This window comes from Novosphingobium sp. ERN07, from assembly GCF_012641335.1.
In the GTDB taxonomy this organism is placed as follows: domain Bacteria; phylum Pseudomonadota; class Alphaproteobacteria; order Sphingomonadales; family Sphingomonadaceae; genus Novosphingobium.
The window spans coordinates 14,879-32,327 of record NZ_JABAID010000013.1 but is presented as its reverse complement, the minus strand read 5'-3'; the positions used below and the strand labels follow the sequence as shown (position 1 = coordinate 32,327).

Annotated in this window: 13 protein-coding genes; 1 reads left to right on the top strand and 12 read right to left on the bottom strand. The window is 62.9% G+C overall.

Going from position 1 to position 17,449, the window contains the following annotated elements; genetic code table 11:
- Window positions 1–34: 34 nt before the first annotated feature.
- The 7 genes from addA to ahcY form a co-directional block, all read right to left on the bottom strand.
- The gene (addA, locus tag HGI47_RS15835; RefSeq protein WP_168853745.1) at window positions 35–3,529 is read right to left on the bottom strand and encodes a double-strand break repair helicase AddA; all 3,495 of its coding nucleotides are present in this window, start codon (window positions 3,527–3,529) and stop codon (window positions 35–37) included.
- Window positions 3,526–6,498, bottom strand: a complete 2,973-nt coding sequence (addB, locus tag HGI47_RS15830; protein WP_168853744.1) for a double-strand break repair protein AddB — start codon at window positions 6,496–6,498, stop codon at window positions 3,526–3,528. The genes addA and addB overlap by 4 nt, the downstream gene beginning before the upstream one ends.
- The gene (locus tag HGI47_RS15825) at window positions 6,498–7,220 is read right to left on the bottom strand and encodes a nucleotidyltransferase family protein (RefSeq protein ID WP_168853743.1); all 723 of its coding nucleotides are present in this window, start codon (window positions 7,218–7,220) and stop codon (window positions 6,498–6,500) included. Before HGI47_RS15825 ends, addB begins: the two co-directional genes overlap by 1 nt.
- Window positions 7,217–8,200, bottom strand: coding sequence for an aminoglycoside phosphotransferase family protein (locus HGI47_RS15820; RefSeq protein WP_168853742.1), 984 nt, complete (start codon window positions 8,198–8,200; stop codon window positions 7,217–7,219). Before HGI47_RS15820 ends, HGI47_RS15825 begins: the two co-directional genes overlap by 4 nt.
- The gene (gene tsaE, locus HGI47_RS15815; RefSeq protein ID WP_168853741.1) at window positions 8,191–8,640 is read right to left on the bottom strand and encodes a tRNA (adenosine(37)-N6)-threonylcarbamoyltransferase complex ATPase subunit type 1 TsaE; all 450 of its coding nucleotides are present in this window, start codon (window positions 8,638–8,640) and stop codon (window positions 8,191–8,193) included. Before tsaE ends, HGI47_RS15820 begins: the two co-directional genes overlap by 10 nt.
- The gene (locus HGI47_RS15810) at window positions 8,637–10,985 is read right to left on the bottom strand and encodes a PAS domain-containing sensor histidine kinase (protein ID WP_168853801.1); all 2,349 of its coding nucleotides are present in this window, start codon (window positions 10,983–10,985) and stop codon (window positions 8,637–8,639) included. Before HGI47_RS15810 ends, tsaE begins: the two co-directional genes overlap by 4 nt.
- A 253-nt stretch (window positions 10,986–11,238) precedes the next feature.
- The gene (gene ahcY / locus HGI47_RS15805) at window positions 11,239–12,648 is read right to left on the bottom strand and encodes an adenosylhomocysteinase (RefSeq protein WP_168853740.1); all 1,410 of its coding nucleotides are present in this window, start codon (window positions 12,646–12,648) and stop codon (window positions 11,239–11,241) included.
- Between the two features lie 223 nt (window positions 12,649–12,871).
- Between ahcY and HGI47_RS15800 the strand changes: the two genes are divergently transcribed.
- Complete coding sequence (locus tag HGI47_RS15800; protein ID WP_168853739.1) at window positions 12,872–13,351, top strand: peroxiredoxin; 480 nt, start codon at window positions 12,872–12,874, stop codon at window positions 13,349–13,351.
- 63 nt (window positions 13,352–13,414) lie between these two features.
- Here HGI47_RS15800 and HGI47_RS15795 read toward each other — a convergent pair whose 3' ends face one another.
- The 5 genes from HGI47_RS15795 to HGI47_RS15775 all read right to left on the bottom strand — a co-directional run bounded on the left by HGI47_RS15795 (window position 13,415) and on the right by HGI47_RS15775 (window position 17,371).
- Entirely contained in the window at window positions 13,415–14,164 is a 750-nt protein-coding gene (locus HGI47_RS15795) for a TorF family putative porin (protein ID WP_168853738.1), read from the bottom strand.
- Between the two features lie 14 nt (window positions 14,165–14,178).
- Complete coding sequence (locus tag HGI47_RS15790; RefSeq protein ID WP_168853737.1) at window positions 14,179–14,628, bottom strand: hypothetical protein; 450 nt, start codon at window positions 14,626–14,628, stop codon at window positions 14,179–14,181.
- Window positions 14,629–14,756: 128 nt separating this feature from the next.
- Entirely contained in the window at window positions 14,757–15,371 is a 615-nt protein-coding gene (folE, locus tag HGI47_RS15785; RefSeq protein ID WP_168853736.1) for a GTP cyclohydrolase I FolE, read from the bottom strand.
- Window positions 15,372–15,399: 28 nt separating this feature from the next.
- Window positions 15,400–16,950: a phospholipase D-like domain-containing protein gene (locus tag HGI47_RS15780; protein WP_370521751.1), complete on the bottom strand. Its 1,551-nt coding sequence runs from the start codon at window positions 16,948–16,950 to the stop codon at window positions 15,400–15,402.
- A gap of 109 nt (window positions 16,951–17,059) precedes the next feature.
- A complete protein-coding gene (locus tag HGI47_RS15775) occupies window positions 17,060–17,371 on the bottom strand; it encodes a septum formation initiator family protein (RefSeq protein WP_168853734.1) in 312 nt (103 codons plus the stop codon).
- Between the last annotated feature and the right edge of the window lie 78 nt (window positions 17,372–17,449).

Below are 17,449 nucleotides of genomic sequence, written 5' to 3'. Positions count from 1 at the left end.
GCAATCTAGGCACTGCGCGTCGCGGTGCAACCGATCAGCCGGACAAGGATTCCTGAACCCCTGCAAGGCGCAGCTTTTGCGCAGCGACCACATCGCCCGGCAGCACGAACAATTCCGGGGTGTGGGTATAAAGCAGCGCCGCCTCAACCGGCAGGCCGGGATGGATCGCTTCCAGCGCCGCGACATAGGCTGCCATCTGGCGGACGTAGGCTACCGGAACATCCCGCAACGAGGCTGGCGGCCGCCGCGCCGTCTTGAAATCGACAATGCGGATGCGGTCTGCGCCGATCACCAGCCGGTCCACCGTGCCGCTGACTACGCGCCCGCCCACCACGGCAGCTAGCGGCACTTCGGCCAGCGATTCCGCGCCGAATACGTCGGCCCAGCCGGGGTGCGACAGCACGGCCAGGGCTGAATCGACCATGCTGGCGTGATCAGCAGCATCGAACGCATCGTCCGTTCGCGCCAGCCATGCCAGACCGGCATCGCGCCGCTGTTCCGGCGTGAGTTCAGGCAAGCGTTCGATCAACCGGTGCATGAGCGTGCCACGCCGTGCCGCCAGCATAGCGTGCGGCCCCGGCGGCGCGGGCGGATCGGGCGCATCGTCTTCTCGCAACGACGATGGTGCCAGCGGACGTGGTGGGCGTGGCTCGGCGCCAACTGGCGTAAGCAGCACCTCCGGCAAGGCCATGCGCGAGGCGGCCACTGGCTCCAGCCGGGCAGCACCGAACGGTGGCGGCCCGCCGATCTGCCGGATGCCGCCCCACAGCGCATCGTCGCGCCAGTCTTCGTCGAAAAGGGGTTCAAGCTGTGCGTACCAACTGTCTTCGGGCAATTCGCCACCGCTCTTCCTGCGCTTTTTGCCCTTTGCGCCTGCGATGAACAGGGCTTCCTCGGCACGGGTCATCGCTACATAGAGCAGACGCCAGTGTTCCTCGCGCTCTGTCCGCGCGATTTCAGCCTCGGCATCAAGCACGGCGGGCGCCTTCTCTTCCTTGCGCAGGGGCGGAAGCGGAACCTTGCGCTGATGGCCAAGGACATCCTCGACCAATTGAAGGCCGCGCGGTGGCGAAGCGTCAGGATCATCCGCCGCATCCGCAAGGATGACGATCGGCGCTTGCAGACCTTTTGACCCGTGCACGGTCATCACCCGCACCAGCCCTTCAGCCTTGCCCGCCTCGCGCTTCAATTCGCCTTCGCCCGCATCGAACCATTGCAGGAAGCCGACAAGGCTTGGCACGTTCGCGCTGGCATAGGCCATTGCGGCATTGAGCAATTCGTCGATCGGATCGTTCGCTTCACGCCCCAGCCGTGCAACGAGCCGCGCACGGCCATCCCACGGGCCGACCAGCAGCCAGTGCAGCAGCGCTTGCGGCGGTTCGTAGTCGGCGCGGCGCAACAGACTGCCAAGTTTCTCCAGGGTTTCCGCAACCAACGGATGCGTGCTTCGCCGCAGCAGTTCCCACAACCGCACCCTGCCCTTCACCTGATCGGGCGTGCGGTAGCCATGTTCCAACAGCTCTTCCTGCGACCATCCGATCAGTGGCGAAACCAGCAGGGCCGCAAGGTTGAGATCGTCCAGCGGCTGCGCGGCAAAGCGCAGCGCCGCGACCAGATCCTTTACCGCCAGAGGCGCACCTAAACGCAACCTGTCGACACCTGCGACAGGCACACCGCGAGCATGAAGGCGCGCCACGATCAATCCGGCCAGTTCCTTGCGCTTGCGGACAAGCACCATCACATCGCCGGGACCAGCGTTCTTCGGCCCGCCTTTGCTCAACGGAAAACCGCTGTCGATCCAGCCTTTGACCTGTAGCGCGATCTGATCGGCCAGCTTGCGATCAGGGCGGGAAAGCCAGCTTTCCGCGCCTTCATCGCCTGCGCTCTCGCCAGCATCCTCGTCCTCGGCAGCATCGTCACCTACCACGCGCCAGAGGCCGACCGTGCCGGGAATATCCAGCCCGACATGGCGTTCGGGCTTGCTTTCCAGACCAAGCCGGTCCCAGCCGATGTGATCGATGGCCGCATCGACGAAATCGAGGATCGGGCGCGCGGTGCGGAACGACTGGCCAAGGCCGAGTTCCAGTAGTTCGCGGTTGGGATCGCGCAGGATATCGGCCACATCGGCCAATTGGGCACGCACCTTGTGGCTGGCGCGGGCAAAGTTTTCGGGGCTGGTGCCCTGAAAGCCGAAGATCGCCTGCTTGTAATCGCCCACCACGAACAGGGTGCGCACCGCAGGGCCGCGCTGGCCTTCGCCAGTGAAGAAGTCTGACACCAGCCCTTCGAGCACTATTTCCCACTGCGAGGCATTGGTATCCTGCGCTTCATCGACAAGGATGTGGTCGAAACGGCGGTCGAGCTTGAAGCGTATCCAGTCTGCACTGGCGCGCTTGGTCAGCAGTTCGGCGGCGGTGCGTATCTGGTCGTCGAAATCGATGAAACCTTCGCGCGCCTTGGCCGCATCCCATGCGAGCGCGAAGCGGCGACCGACGCTGAGCGCGGTGTCGAGCAGGTCGGCCAGATCAAGCTGCGCCTTGCGCGCGCGCACGACCTCTATGCAGGTGATGACGCGCTCGGCGGCGTCGGCGTAGGAACCATCGATCTTCAACAAGTTCTTGAGCCATTTTGGCTCGCCATCCTTGTTGCACAAAGCAGCGGCGAGAACTTCGATATCGCGCGCGCGATCTTCTGGCGCAGCGGCCAGCCATTCGGCAATCGGGCCTGCCATCTTCGCACCATTGGCGGTGTTCCAGTCGAGCAGGACTTCCATGCAGGAGCGCAGCGCGGGCGCATCAAACGCATCGTCGGCGCACATCGCGGCGAGGCTCTCCGGCCCATCATTCTCACCTAGCCCGATCACGCGGTTGATGCGCGGGCGCAGCGGCGGTTGCCATGCACCATTGCCCTGCCACAGATCGAGCGCGCTGGCGCAGCGCAGCAGGAACGCTTCGACCTGATCCTCGCTCATCCGGCGTGAAAGCGTGGCGAGGTTATCGATCAGGGCTTCGTCGCCGTGTTGCTGCGCCGTCACCAGCATTTCGGCCAGCACCTGGCGCACCAGCAGCGCGCGATCACGGTCTTCCATTGCGCGCGTGCCGGGCCGCAAGCCTGCTTCGACCGGGAAGGAGGCGAGCAGCCACTGGCAGAAGGCGTGGATCGTTTCGATCCGCAAGCCGCCGCCCGGACAATCCAGCACGGCGGCAAAGCGGCTGCGGGCGCGGGCCACGGTTTCGGGGCCGAATGGTGCGCCGATGGCTTTCAGTTGCGCGGCCAGTTCGATCTCCGGCAGGCGCACCCAGCCCGCCAGCACTTCGTTGACGCGCGTGGCCATTTCCGCCGCGCCTGCCTTGGTGAAAGTCAGGCAGAGTATCTGTTCAGGCTCCACCCCATCCTGCAACAGCAGGCGCAGCACGCGAGCGGAGAGCACCTGCGTCTTGCCGGTGCCCGCCGAGGCCGAGAGCCAGACGGTGCGCTGCGGGTGGACGGCTTGGGCCTGATTGTCCCTGAGCGGATAGACCTTGCTCATACCTCACCCTCGCCTTCGCGGCCCTGCCATTCGTCGAGGCGCATCAACTGGTCGTAGTCGGCATAGCCCGGCAGATCGGGATTGAGCCGCGCGGTGAAAGGCTCGTTTCCAAGCAGCCAACGTGCGATGGCTTCACGCAAATATCGTTCGGTTTCGGGCAGAAAATCATCGAGCGGGATGCCCGACTTCTTGCGGCCTTCGAGCACCGGCGTTTCCATGAAGCCGAAGCCGCGATCCTTATTGCGGCCGAGCGACCAGTATTCGAAGCGCGATGTTTGGCCGTTCACACCATCCATGCCGCCCTGTGCCGCGATCATGCCGATCAGTCCAAGCTGGAGCGCATAGCCTTCCTGTACCATGCGGCCCGAAGGCGGCTTGCCGGTTTTGTAGTCGACCACCGCCAGCGTGCCATCGGCCAGCTTGTCGATACGGTCAGCCCTGCCGTGAATGCGGATGCCGTCGATCCGCATCTCACCCCGCTTCTCGATGGCGAAGACCTCGCGCCCCTCACCCGCAAGGCGGTCAGTTTCTTCCTCAATCCAGTGCAGCGCGTCGATCAGGCGTGGTTTCCACATGGCGCGCATGAAGGGGTGCGCGCTCATTTCGTCGAACCGCTGTTCCGCCAAAGGCACGAGTTGGCCGGGCAACCCGCCAGCCTCGTGCCAGTCCTGAAGAATCTTGTGGACCGCATCGCCCTTCCACGCGGGCGTGGGATCGGCATCGACCGGATCCAGACTGCGCAAGCCGAGAATGGCCGAGGCATAGAACTGGTACGGATCGCCGCGCAGACGGTCCAGCGCAGTGACAGCGATCTCCACTTTGCGCTGTTCGACGCTGGGCATGGGATGCGGGCGGGGATGCGGCGCAACCGGTGGCGGGTTCGACAGCGTTTGAGCAAGCTGCACCGCGCGGGTTTCATGGCGCAATTGTTCGCCCAGCATGGCGTGGATACGCAGCAGGAAGCGCGACGGGATCACCGGGCCGCTTGCATCGCGCAGAGCGTGGCTCAGCACCACTTCGGGCGCGCCAAGGGCGGCGGCCAGATCGTGTGCAGAGAGCCCAATGCGGAAATCCGCCCCGGGAATGCCCAGCGCGCGCAGCACCGGCGGGGCGAGCATGGGATCGGGCGTGGGGTTGCCGGGCCATGTCCCCTCGGTCAACCCGCCGCAGATCACCAGATCGGCGCGGCTCATCCGCGCTTCGAGCAGGCCGTAAATGGCAAGGCGCGGGTGACCGCCATAGGGCGGGCGCACCGAAACGTCCTCCATCGCATCGCGCAGCTGCGCCGGCAGTTCCTCGCAGGCAAGGAGTGTGGGAGCGGCAGTGGCAGCTTCCCGCCAGCGTTCGACGAACTGCGAAAGGCAGCGGCCATCGGCTTGCGCCCACAGGCCTGTGCCGCACAATGCTTCGCCTGCTTCGGACAGGGCGATTAACGCCGCATCCAGCGTTACTTCACCTTCAAGCGCCACGACGGGGAAAAGCAGGTCTTCCACGCCAGACCACCAAGCGGCAAGGCCGGGATATCGGCGCTCGTTCTCATCAATGCGCTGACGGATCGCGGGAAGGCCCGGTCCCGGCCTTGGCCCGCGCAACACCAAGTCAAGCTGGCGCACCCGCTCAAGCCACGCCGCGCGCGCCTCTCCCGGCTGCACCAGCGGGTGGCCAAGCAGGGCCAGCAACGGCACCGGCGCAGCGCGTTCGGCCACAAGCTCTGCCAGTTCCAGCAGGACACGTCCGGCGGCTGTCTGCGGCAGCGGGCGCCCTGCGGTATCGTCGGCCACCACGTTCCAGCGCGCCAGATGCGCGACGACACGCGCCGCAAGGCTGCGATCCGGCGTGATCACGGCCACGCGGCGTTCAGGTTCGGCCAGCGCCTCGCGCACCAAAACGGCGATGGCCTGCGCTTCCTCTTCCGGGTGTGCGCTTTCCATCACGCGCACGCCTGACAGTCGGCGATCCTTTGCTTCGAGCGAGACCCATGCCACGCTCGCTTCGGGCGGCAGGAACAGGTTCGAAATCGCGCGGCTGCGTTCGGGCGGCGCGGGCGAAAGGCCTGAACGGTGCCAAGGCTCCACCTCGTCACGCGCCACGCCCATGCGATTGAGCAGCAGCTTCAGGTGATATTGCGGATGGGTAACCACATCGCCGCGTTCGAACACCGCGCCATCGGGGCCGCCAGCCGAGCCAAGTGCATCCCACACCATAGGGTCCAGCGCCAGATCGAGATCGGGCAGGATCACCCCGCCATCGGGCATATCGGCCACCACCCGCAGCAATCGCGCCACAGCGGGCGAGGCTGACGTCACACCAGCCGCGATCACCGGGTGGACAGGAGGGCTGGCTCTCCAGCTTTGCGCCGCATGATCGAGCAGGCGATTGCGGCGTTCCGGCGCATCGACCTTGCCCAACGCCAACAGTTCAAGCTGCCATCTGGCAAAGATCGTGGCGAACAGCCGCGTGGCATCCTGCCAGTGACCCGAAAGTTCCGCCGCCACGCCGACGACGCTTTCGTCCAGCATGTCTTCCACGCGCACACCTTCGACCAGCAGCCGGTCAATGCCTTGCGCCATGCCCTTGGCCTGCCGGATCAGCGCCGCTTCGCCGGGTGCCTCATCGCCCAGTTCATTGCGCAGCAGCGCGGCAAGGCGCAGCAGGCGGAATGTGGGATCGACTGCCGCGGGAATGTCGGCCCCTGCCCCAATGGGATCGAGCAGCGGGCCCAGCGTCTCGTCCAGATCGAGATCGCCAACCACGGCCATGCGCGGCAGCAACAGGCCCGCGCCACTCGCCCGCACGAACGCTTCGGTAATGGTGCGCACCGCACGCTGGCTTGGCAAAAGCAGCGTAAGACGGGCCAGCCCAAAGCGATCCTCGCGATATCGCGGGATCAAGCCCGCGACCAGCGCATCGGCAAAACCCCGGTGTGCCGCGATTGACCAGACGCGCGGACGGATGGAGCTTATGCCCATCAATCGCTTTTCAGCGCTGCCTCGGTCGGCGCGATCATCTGCGGTTCGCCCACTTCATACCACAGGCCAAGGTGCGAGAGGCCATAGAGCCGCCCTTCATCCATCGCGCGCTGCCACAAAGTCATCGTGCCGAACGCGCCTCCGGGCGCATCGCGCAGCAGTCGGTGCGATACGATCTGGATGCCGCTGTAGATGAACGGCGCGACACGCCCAGACCGGCGGCGCGAGATGCGCCCCAGTGCATCCATGTGGAAATCGCCCTTACCGCGATAGTTGTATGCGCGGGCGTGCGGCACCAGCAGCAACAGCGCATCCATCCTTTCAGCGTTCCAATGATCTGAAAGGTGCGCGAATACATTGCGCGGCCCATCCAGCCAGATGTTATCGGAATTGAGGCAGAAAAACGGATCGCTGCCGATCAGCGGCAGCGCCTTTACCATGCCTCCGCCGGTTTCCAGCAAAGCGGAGCGTTCGTCCGAAATGGTGATGGCGGGAACCTGCCGTTTGGCGAGGTAAGCCTCCATTGCATCGGCAAGATAGTGGACGTTGACAACAGCTCGCGCCACCCCGGCTTTGCTCAGCTTGTCCAGCGCATGATCGATCAGCAGCTTTCCGGCCACCTGCACCAACGGCTTTGGCCGTGATGCGGTAAGCGGGCGCATCCGTTTGCCAAGGCCTGCGGACAGGACCATGGCCACATCGCTGGCAAGCACTTTCGTCATACCTCGAACTTGCCTCCGCCCGCAGCGCGCAGGTCCGCCGGGATATGTTCGTCAAACCACCGTGCCACAGGGCCGAGCGCCGGATGCGCAAGATCGCGCTCCAGCAAGGCCCAAACGCGCGGGATGTAATCAAGGTAGCGCGGCTTGCCGTCCCGCTTCCACAGTCGCACGAAAATACCTACGATCTTGGCATTGCGCTGCGCGCCAAGGCGGGCGTAGTCGGCAAGGAAATCATCGCCCTCGCCCGTTTTCTGCATGTAATAATCCAGCATCTGCGCTTCGAGCTGCGGCGAAACATCACGCCGGGCATCCTGCAGCAGCGAGACGAGATCATAGGCAGGGTGCCCAGCCAGCGCGTCCTGAAAATCAAGCAGGCCCTGCTTTTCCAGCCCGCCCAGCAGCATCACGTTTTCGGCATGATAATCGCGCAGCACGGTAACACCGGGGCGCTGGCGCGGCAGAAGTTGTGAAATCACCTCTTCCCAGGCGTTCGACCATGCGCGGCTATCAACGTAGAGGCCGCGCGTGGGTACATACCAGTCTATAAAAAGTTGCGCTTCGCGCTGATATTCGGCCAGCGTGTAGCCGGTGAACGGCCCCGGCGGCAGCTTGCGCAATTGCACCAGCGCGTCGATGGCGTTGCGGTAAACCTCATCCTCGTCCTGCGGCCAAGCATCGAGGTATTCGCGCATCCGCACGTCACCGAAATCCTCCAGCAGGACAAAGCCCTGCTCCGCATCTTCGGCAAGAATCAGAGGCGCACGCAAGCCATTGGCATCAAGCCACTTCGCCGCGCGCAGGAAAGGCTGCGGGTCTTCCGTGGGCGGCGGCGCGTGCATCAGCATCGCGTTGCCATTGGAACGGCGGATGCGGAAATAGCGGCGGAACGATGCGTCCCCCGGCAAAGGTTCGATCACGGCACCGCCCCAACCTGCCTGCGTGAGGAAGGTTTCGGCACCCGGAGGAATGGTCAGATCCATGCGCCTCGCTCTAGCCAATCGGGTCCGGCAGTTACAATGGCCCGCCTGCCCTTTTCCGTGGATTCCAGCATAATGGAAAGGCAGCCCGCCTCGTGCGCGAAGCCGCCTGCGTGCTCAGGCCATTCCGCCAGAAGGGCCGCACCGTGTCGATAATCGTCCAGACCGATCTCTTCGACTTCGGCCGGATCTTCCAAGCGATAGAAGTCGGCATGGACCAGCGGAATGCGCACGGCAGGCGGATCGTAGACTTCGATGATCGCAAAACTGGGGCTGGGCACTTCGCCTTCATGGCCAAGCGACGCGATTACGCCGCGTGCAAGCGTGGTCTTGCCTGCACCTAAACCGCCCGAAAGCGCCACAACATCCCCACTGCGCAAGGCTGCGGCGATGCGCTGCGCGAAAGCTTCGGATGCCGCAAGATCAGGCAGATCAACGATCATGGCAGAACCACAATCGCGCTGGTGCCAAGGCCCGGTTCGGACAGCAGTTCCAGCGTGCCGCCATGCGCTTCGACGAGTTGGCGCACCAAGGGCAATCCCAGGCCCTGCCGCCGCTCTACCGCTTTGCCATCCGGGCTGACTTTCAAGCCTTCCAGCGCCCGCGCCAGCACGGCAGGTTCCATGCCACGCCCGTTATCTGACACCACGACCTGCAAGTGCCCCCCCTTCTTGCGCGCGGCCTCGACCAGAATGCGCCCGCCTTCAGACGTAGCCGCAATGGCATTGTCCAGCAGTTGCCCGAAGGCGCGGCGCAGACGGCGGGCATCGCCCGTTACCGTTCCGGCAGACTTGTCGCCCCGCAGATCGAGCGTCAGCCCTGCGGCGGATATACGTTCGGCGCGTTCCGTCACCACTTCTGTCAGCAGAGGGAACACCTCGACCGGCTCCTGCGCCAGTGGCAGCGTGCCTGCCTCGCTTTGCGACAGGTCCAGCACGTTCTCGATCTGCTCGCCCAGCCGCTCTACCGAAGCGAGAATGGCGGCGACATATTCGTTCTGCTGGTCGGTCAGATCGCCCGCGATGCCGCTTTGCAGAAGTTCAGCAAAGCCGCCGATGGAGGTGAGCGGCGTGCGGAATTCATAACTCATGTTGGCGATGAAGCGCGTCTTTACAGCATCAGCCTCGACCAGCGCGGCATTGCGTTCGCGCAGGGCGGCTTCTGCCTTCTGGCTGTCGGTAATATCGAGAACGGTGAGCATCCCGTTGCCATCGGGCAGCGGAACGCCAGCCAGCGCAAGATGCCGCCCGTCCGCCAGCGTCAGCCGCCCGGCGCGCTGCTTACGCTCAAGCGTAGCGGCCTGAATCACCTGCGCGATGGTGCCAATCTGGGCGGGTCGCTTAAGCTGCGATGCGATGCGCCCCAGCAGCACATCGGCGCGCGGATGTGTGGAAAGAAACTCCTCCTCCAGCGCCCAGTCGGCGGCAAAGCGCCGGTTCCACAGTTGCAGCTTTCCATCGGGCGCGAAGACGGCGAGCGATTCGAACAGATTGTCGAACGTGGCGGTGCGCGTGCGCAGCAGCGTGTCGCGCGTGGCGGACAACTGCAACTGTTCGGTGCGATCTTCGAAGATCATCAACAAACCGCCATCGGGCATGGGCTGACCCACCACGCGCAAATGCGTACCGCCCGAAAGGTGCCACGATTCCTCAACCGGCACGCGCGACAGGAACCACGCCTGCCTCTCGCGCCGCCATTCCGGGAAATCGCGCACTTCAGGTAGTCGCCCCGCATCGCGCATCCGGTCGATCACACGGTCGAACGGCGGCGTATCGACCACCCACGCCTGCGGCACGCCGAAGATGCGCAGGAAAGGCTGGTTGGCAAAAACGAGGTTTCGCTTCTCGTCGAACTGCGCGATCCCGGCCGACAGCGTGTCGAGCATTTCGCGCTGAGCTTCCCGGAAGCGGCGGAACTGGCGGATCAGCTCTTCCATTTCCTCGATATCGACCGCGTATCCGGCAATGCCATCATCGCCCAGCGGCAGATCGGTTACGCGAACCGCGCGGCGCTGCCCCTTGATCGTGGCAAGGACCGAGCGCTCCACCGGCACGCGCCGCGCCTGTGCCTGCCGGGCCACTTGTGCGGCGCTAAGACCTTCGATCGGTTCGATCAACTCGATGCCTTGCGCAATCACGGCATCCGCGCTCACCGCGCCGACCGCTTTTACATAGGCGCTGTTGACCAGGCGCAGCCGCAGGTCCGCACCGCGGAACCACATCGGGAGCGGGGCCGCTTCAATCAGCCCGGCCAGCCCTGCAAAATCGGCCTTGGCCCCTTGCGTCTCCTCGCGAAGGCGGACGAGTTCTTCCTGACTTTCCGAAAAATCAAAGAACCACACCAGCGCCGACCCGCCCGGCGATACCTGCGGATCGGCAAGGTGGCCGTGCGCGGCAAGACTGCGCGTACCGCATTTCGGCGTCAGCGCCATGCGGAACGGCGCGCCGGTCTTCTGCGCCTTGCGCACCGCATCGCTCAGCCATGAAAGCTGCACCTCATCAAAGCCGCGCCCTTCGGCATCGAGTTCGGACAGGTAGCCCGGCATGGTATCGAAACCGAACCATCCGGCCAGCCGCGCAGGGCCTTCGATCCGGCCATCGGCCCGTACCAGCAGCGGCAACGCGGGCGATTCATCAACCATCCGCGCCAGTTTGCGCGCCTGCCGCTGGACCGCTTCACCCTTGCGCGCACGGCGGCGGGCATCGAGCACGAACCATCCCGCCCCCACCGTCCACGCGGCAAGAAGCACTCCGATCAGTACCAGCGCAGTCTGGTTGAACAACGGCATCCCGCTTTCGCTACGGCGTGCGCTGCACAATTACAATGCGGCGAATTGCTTTGGTGCAATCAACCATGCGTTACCTGCGACGCAACTTAGGGAGTGGGCCCCCGCCAAAGCGAGGGCCTAAGTCGGTTTAATGAAGCCCCAGACGCACAGAAGCCCCCGCACGATGGCGAGGGCTTCTGCGTATTCCGGCTCGGTCGGTATAGGCCGACTGAGGTCCCCGCCTTCGCGGGGACTCGGATCATTATCGCAACTTTTAGTAGCGATAATGATCCGGCTTGAACGGGCCGACTTCGGGCACGCCGATGTAATCGGCCTGCTTCTTGCTCAGCTTGGTCAGTTGCACGCCCAGCTTTTCGAGGTGAAGCGCAGCGACCTTTTCGTCGAGGTGCTTGGGCAGCACGTAGACGTCGTTCTTGTAGTTCTCGCTCTTGGTGAAGAGTTCGATCTGCGCGAGCGTCTGGTTGGTGAAGCTGGCGCTCATCACGAAGCTGGGGTGGCCGGTGGCGCAACCCAGATTCACCAGACGGCCCTTGGCCAGAATGATGATCTGCTTGCCGTCGGGGAATTCCACCAGGTCGGTGCCCGGCTTCACTTCGGTCCAGTTGTAATTGTCGAGAGCAGCGATCTGGATTTCGCTGTCGAAGTGGCCGATGTTGCAGACGATGCTCATCGGCTTCATCGCCTTCATGTGCTCGGCAGTGATGACGTCTTCGTTGCCGGTCGCGGTCACGAAGATGTCGCAGCGCTTGACCGCTTCTTCCATCGTGACAACTTCATAGCCCTCCATCGCCGCCTGCAGTGCGCAGATCGGATCGATTTCAGTCACCATCACGCGCGCGCCGCCCTGACGCAGCGAAGCGGCCGAACCCTTGCCCACATCGCCGAAGCCGGCAACGCAAGCGACCTTACCAGCGAGCATCACGTCGGTAGCGCGACGGATCGCGTCAACCAGCGATTCCTTGCAGCCATAAAGGTTGTCGAACTTCGACTTGGTGACCGAATCGTTCACGTTGATCGCGGGGAAAGGCAGCTTGCCGTCCTTGGCGATCTGATACAGGCGGTGAACGCCCGTGGTGGTTTCTTCCGAAACGCCCTTGATGTTCTTGACCGACTGCGTGAGGTAGCCGGGCTTCGCCTTGAGGAAAGCATTCAGCGCGCGAACGAATTCGATTTCTTCGGCGTTCGAAGGTTCAAACAGCTTTTCGCCTGCTTCCACACGCGCGCCCCACAGCGCGAACATGGTTGCATCGCCACCATCGTCGAGGATCATGTTGGCGGTCTGATCATCGCCCCAATCGAAGATCGAGCCAACATAGTCCCAGTATTCTGCCAGGCTTTCACCCTTCACCGCGAAAACCGGGATACCGGCAGCGGCAATGGCGGCGGCAGCGTGGTCCTGCGTCGAGAAGATGTTGCAGGTGGCCCAGCGCACGTCAGCACCCAGCGCGACAAGCGTTTCGATCAGCACCGCGGTCTGGATCGTCATGTGCAGCGAACCGGTGATGCGCGCGCCCTTGAGCGGCTGCGATGCGCCGAATTCCTCGCGCAGGGCCATGAGGCCCGGCATTTCGGTTTCAGCGATCTTGATTTCGGCGCGGCCAAAGTCGGCAAGGCCGATATCGGCGATCACATAATCGTTCTTGGCGTCAAGCACGCTGGCCACGAAGCAGTCTCCTGATAGAAAATATTTGCGCGGCAAGCGCGCCTCTGAAGTGCCCATAGCGCGCCAGCCGCCCATGCGCAAACTTAATATAAAGTTTTCTTTATATCGCTTCATTTTGACGGATCGTCGTCGCGCGGTTGCAGACCGCAATGCCGCGCCTATATCCGTGCGGCCATACCGGTGCGGGGCACGCTCGCCCTGCCAGAACGAAAGGAAATTGGGGATGACTATCGCTGTTGGAGACAAGCTGCCCGACGTGAAGATCGTCAAGGCGACCGCCGAAGGTCCAGAAGCCGTCCAGTCCACCGACTATTTCAAGGGCAAGAAGGTTGCTCTGTTCTCGGTCCCCGGCGCATTCACCCCGACCTGCTCGGCCAAGCACCTGCCGGGCTATGTGGAAAAAGCCGCTGACCTGAAGGCAAAGGGCATCGATGAAATCGCCTGCACCGCCGTCAATGATGCTTTCGTGATGAAGGCTTGGGGTGCAGCGTCCGGCTCGTCTGACGTGACGATGCTGGCCGATGGCAACGGCGACCTTGCCGAAGCGCTGGGTCTGACGATGGACGGTTCGGGCTTCGGCCTTGGCAAGCGCGGGCAGCGCTTCTCGATGGTCGTCAACGATGGTGTGGTCGAGCAGCTTTTCGTCGAAGCACCGGGCGACTTCAAGGTCAGCTCTGCCGAACACATGATCGAAAACATCTGACCCCGGAGCACTCCGCAGTCTGATAAACCGGAAAGCCCCTGCAAACGCGGGGGCTTTCTTGTATCAGAAGGAAAGGCGCACGCGCGCCAGAACGCGATCCCCGGCGTGCTTCAGGTCTGCAAAGGGCGAAACTGAAACCGTGTTCGACGTGTCGATATCGGTTCCGACATAATCGACGCCGATGGTGAACGGGAATTGCGTGTATTCCGCGCCGATCTTCCAGTCCGCATAATCTCCGGCAGGACGCAAGCGCGCCGACCGTGCATCGCGCGTATCACCCGTGGTATACCCTACCGCGCCGAATACCGTCACCGGAAACCCCGGCAGACCCGCGTCGGCGGTTGCACGCAAATGCAGGTTGTCGCCGCCGATATTGTCCTGCTTTGGCGCATACCATGCCATCGTGCCAAATTGCAGCGGCCCGATGGTGTAGCGCGCCCCAAGGCCGAGTTCGCCGTAGTTCATGTTGCTGTCGGCATTGCTGAAAACGTGGCCGACAGCCTCGGTCCGCAGGGTGAAGGCTCCGGCTTCCCAGTCCTTGCCGATTGCAAGATCGCCCACGACATCGGCATTGGCATGGCGATCCGATTTGCGCAGCGCGGCCACCCGCACCGAAGCATCGAGGCCTCCAAAACCGACACGCGCATCGGCGGAGGCCGACACTTCGCCATCGCTCCAGCTAAGGCCGCGCCGCACTTCGTCGGTCGTAGCCTCAACACCGGCATCCACCGACTGGGCCTGCGATGAGGGTGCGATTACGATTGCAGCCGCACCGGCAAAAGCCAGCCCAGAAAGTCGATGAATACCGGTCATGCTAATCAATCTCCTCAGCCCTCGCGCAGCTTGGCGTGGGCACCATCAGCTTCAACGAGGATGACGTCGCGATCCTGCGCCACCATTGCCATCATGGCGCTGCGCAGATCATCGCGGCGCGCTTCGACCATCCGGTCGATGCCGCTGCCCCGTTCGGAACACCAGCCCGGCGCAGTCCCCTTCAACACATTGTCACGCGACATCGAGCGTTTTGCCTGAAGGCTTGCCCCCACTTGCGCGCTGCGCTGCACTTCCAGCGAAACCGTCCATTGGCAACGAAGAGACGACGGACGCCCCGCCGCTCCGGCTGAACCGAGTTGCTGCATCTCGACGCGGGTAGCACCGGAATAGTCAGCCGCGATAGGACCGACCGGATGCTCGATCACCACCTTGTGCTCCATCGCCTGTGCCGACGCGCCAAAGGCCAGACTTGCCCCGATGGCGGCAAACGCCAAAGTCTTCATGTTCCTGTCTCCTGCTGCGTCCCGGTTTTTTCCCGGTGACGCCTGCAAGATAGGCCCTTGGCGATGTGCAACCAAGCAACTGAACGGTAATGTTTCGTTGCTGGCGAGCAGCACATATCCCGCGCGGATCAGTAACCCATCAGGCTTAGCACTTCCTTGCGGCTGCGCGTGTCTTCAAGGAAGGTGCCCATCATGCGGCTGGTGACCATGCCCACACCAGACGTGCGCACGCCGCGCGCCGTCATGCAGGCGTGGCTCGCCTCGATTACCACGGCAACACCGTGCGGCTTGAGATTGTCCCAGATACACTGGGCCACTTCTGCCGTCAGGCGTTCCTGAATTTGCAGCCGTCGGGCAAAGCCGTGCAGCACGCGGGCGAGTTTCGAAATGCCGACAACCTTGTCTCGCGGCAGATAGGCGATGGCGGCCTTGCCGATGATTGGTGCCATATGGTGTTCGCAGTGGCTTTGGAACGGAATGTCCTTTAGCAGGACGATCTCGTCATAGCCGCCGACTTCCTCGAACTGGCGCGAAAGGTGGAAGGCTGGATCTTCACCATAGCCCTGGCAGTATTCCTTCCACGCCCGTGCAACGCGCTTTGGCGTATCCAGCAAGCCTTCACGGGTCGGATCATCGCCAGCCCAGCGTAGCAAAGTGCGGATTGCATCCTGCACATCCTGCGGCACCGGCTCTTTGCCTCGGGCCAGATCGTCGTCTTCGTCAGGACCAACCAGACTGCTCATCAACCACCCTTTTTACTTGCCGGCCTTTTCACTTGCCGGGCCGTCTGAGAAAACGGCTCCTGAACAACCCTTTGCGATAGAAGGAGAGCATCTCCTCCGGCCGCTCTGGATCGAGCACCTCATTATCGGCCAGCGCCTGCTCAGCCTCGGTCAGCTCATGGGGGACAAATGCGCGCACTGTCTTTCCGTCCTTTGGTGCAGCCGCAATCATCCCTGCCATCGAACCATACTGATCGATTAGTTCCGCTACCTGTTCAGGCGGAATACCGCAATGCTCTGCCAGTAGCGAAATACGCAATCTGCGGATGGGATCGCCGCAATGGCCATTTCCCGGTCGCGCGCAATCGATAAAAACATCGCATTCACTGTCCAGCCCCATCGAGCGGTTGTTCAGATTGGCCGAGCCGATGCGCAGTATCTCGTCATCGACGATGGTCAGTTTGGAATGGACGTAGATGGGGTTTCCGCCTGCTGTGAACGGGTGCCAGATCGAAAAGCGCCGCTTGTGATCAACCTGTTCAATCGCCCGGACCAGCCGCACACGGGCACCATCCATCGCGGTCTGTTCAAGCCATCCATCCGAACTTTGCGGGTTGATCAGCACGACTTCGGGCGGGTCAGCCTCAGCCATCCGTTGCGCGATGGCCTCGGCAATTTTGCGGGAGGAAAAATACTGGTTTTCAAAATAGATGAACCGTTTCGCCCGCGCGATATGTTCAAGAAAAAGGGCCTCCACCTCGCGCACTTCGCGCGCCTCGGCAAAATGTGAGCGGGTTCGGGCGATGCCTATTTCCACGTTGCGGAATTCCGCCTCTATGCGTGATGGCCAAGGTGAGGATTCCTGCGGCTTACAAGGACCGAAGGGTTTGCCCTTCGCCTGCTCCCACCGCTTTCGGCCAAAATCGCCCAGCACCCGCGCAGCTTCGCCTTCAAGCAACATAGTGCAATCGTGCCACGGCCCGTACAGCTTCTTACTGCCAGGCTTTCTGCGGCGCGGATCATCATCAAGATGTTCGGGCGTATCCCACCGGTCACCCGCCATATCGATCCCGCCACACACTGCGAAACGATCGTCAATCACGGCAATCTTCTGGTGATGACTGCACCCCAGCGGGTGCGCGCTGTCCAGCTTGAACACGATGCGCGGGTGCCGCCACCAGCGCAGCAGATCCAGCATCATCGAACCCCGGAAAATCGCCTTGAACGCGCCGAAGTTCCATTTCAGCACACGAATGTCGAGCTTCTTGCGGCGCGTGGCGAGCCAGACGATGAACGGCCCCAACCGAGCGGGCGAAATGCGGCGGCGCGGCAGGTTCCACCAGCGGCGCCCTCCGCCGATCAGGATGCGTGTGTCAAAATCCCAACCGATCAGAAATATCCGTTGCCTTGCCCGCATCATCGCTTCGCGCATCAGTGCAAAGTAATCTGCCGCATCGATAACGGCATGGGCGCGGCTGGCATGGGCGTAGCGCCATACGGATGCGGAATGCGGTTCGGTATCTTCGCTGGCAGGATCTTCAGGTTCCGGCACGCCGCCCAAGCCGATTCCGCTCTGATCCTTCGCGATCACTTCTGCCACGCGATCATGCCCCCACTCATGCGCCCTTGCCATCAAGTACGATCAAGCCGGAAAAGGGCAAAGCGTTCCCGCCCACCACGGCACGACGTGAGCAGATATGACGCCGAGATCAGTTGTCGACGGGGATCACCAGTTCATCGGGATGGGCAACATTAAGGTTGCTGCGCAGCAATTCCCCGACCAGATCGGGATCGGCATGGCGCGGGTCGAGCAGATCGACACGGTTCTTTACCCGGTCCCGCTCTGCGGAGAGCTGGGCGATTTCAACCTCCCGCTGCTGCAACAATCGGGCATTTTCACCCCATGCAAGCAGGCCGCTTGGCCCAGCAACGCCAATCGCGCCAAGAACCAGCAGCGCAAGCAGCGCAAGCGACTGGGTAAGGCTGTCTTTGGGAAGCAGAGGCGACCGGCGGGTATTCATGATTTTTGTTGAATCACAAAAGACTCTGCGGATCAAGCGGCAAAGTCCCACTCCGCATTCACCCCAACGCAAACATTG

Coding starts and splice junctions, on each gene's coding strand:
- addA (WP_168853745.1), bottom strand. CDS start 3,529: ATGAGCAAGGTCTATCCGCTCAGGGACAATCAGGCCCAAGCCGTCCAC.
- addB (WP_168853744.1), bottom strand. CDS start 6,498: ATGGGCATAAGCTCCATCCGTCCGCGCGTCTGGTCAATCGCGGCACAC.
- HGI47_RS15825 (WP_168853743.1), bottom strand. CDS start 7,220: ATGACGAAAGTGCTTGCCAGCGATGTGGCCATGGTCCTGTCCGCAGGC.
- HGI47_RS15820 (WP_168853742.1), bottom strand. CDS start 8,200: ATGGATCTGACCATTCCTCCGGGTGCCGAAACCTTCCTCACGCAGGCA.
- tsaE (WP_168853741.1), bottom strand. CDS start 8,640: ATGATCGTTGATCTGCCTGATCTTGCGGCATCCGAAGCTTTCGCGCAG.
- HGI47_RS15810 (WP_168853801.1), bottom strand. CDS start 10,985: ATGCCGTTGTTCAACCAGACTGCGCTGGTACTGATCGGAGTGCTTCTT.
- HGI47_RS15800 (WP_168853739.1), top strand. CDS start 12,872: ATGACTATCGCTGTTGGAGACAAGCTGCCCGACGTGAAGATCGTCAAG.
- HGI47_RS15795 (WP_168853738.1), bottom strand. CDS start 14,164: ATGACCGGTATTCATCGACTTTCTGGGCTGGCTTTTGCCGGTGCGGCT.
- HGI47_RS15790 (WP_168853737.1), bottom strand. CDS start 14,628: ATGAAGACTTTGGCGTTTGCCGCCATCGGGGCAAGTCTGGCCTTTGGC.
- folE (WP_168853736.1), bottom strand. CDS start 15,371: ATGAGCAGTCTGGTTGGTCCTGACGAAGACGACGATCTGGCCCGAGGC.
- HGI47_RS15775 (WP_168853734.1), bottom strand. CDS start 17,371: ATGAATACCCGCCGGTCGCCTCTGCTTCCCAAAGACAGCCTTACCCAG.